Source organism: Thermoactinomyces sp. CICC 10735, from assembly GCF_016055175.1.
Lineage (GTDB): Bacteria > Bacillota > Bacilli > Thermoactinomycetales > Thermoactinomycetaceae > Thermoactinomyces > Thermoactinomyces vulgaris.
In genome coordinates this window covers 1-730 of sequence record NZ_JAECVT010000016.1, presented here as the reverse complement: position 1 = coordinate 730, position 730 = coordinate 1, and the positions used below count along the sequence as shown (strand labels likewise).

General features: G+C 36.6%; 1 protein-coding gene. It reads right to left on the bottom strand.

Translation table 11 applies throughout. The annotated features are described in order from the left end of the window. Positions 1-493: 493 nt before the first annotated feature. Positions 494-730: hypothetical protein (locus I8U23_RS13510; protein WP_232335548.1), on the bottom strand; the 237-nt coding region annotated here is incomplete at its 5' end.

Here is a 730-nt window from a genome sequence, read left to right as displayed (position 1 = left end):
CCTGAGCCAGGATCAAACTCTCCAAAAAAGTTTGATGTGAACTCTCAAGAATTAACGAGTCATGTCTTCACTCTTCAGTTTTCAAGGAACACTTCATTTTATTTTGCGAAGCTGCTTGATTATCGCAGCGACGTTTTATATATTATCACAAGAAGTCTTCGCTGTCAACAACTTTTTTTATTTTATCAGGTCATTCACATCTTGTAACAGCGACGAAATCCAATATACACCCATTTTTCTTTCTTGTCAACACATTTATTTAAAATAAATTTGCAGTTATTTCTTATTGAAATAAATCTCCAACCACAGGCACCACAGGCTGCATCAGCAAGCGGGAAAGAAGCATGCATCCTGCTCACGCTTGTTTACTGTCAGTTTTCCATGGGTTTAATAATGAAATACCATACGAAACAAAAACATACCTGCATATCTTTGAATTAAAAACCCCTCATTTTCACAAATTCATTCCTCTTACAAATCAATTATCCCGGAATCACAGATACAGTCTGTTCCGTTCAAACAAATCTGATCTGTTGGATCCAATACTCATTCCAATCTTCAGGTTTCCCAACGCATGATATTTTGTTGCAAGAACATCTTGCATCCCTTTAAATCGCGATTTCCACACATTGGATGAAATTCCTGATTGACCATAAAAGACATCATCATCTGAAAGACGTGACATCAAAAACGTGAAGTCATCTTTCTTATTTTTTCTTTCATCCCGGGG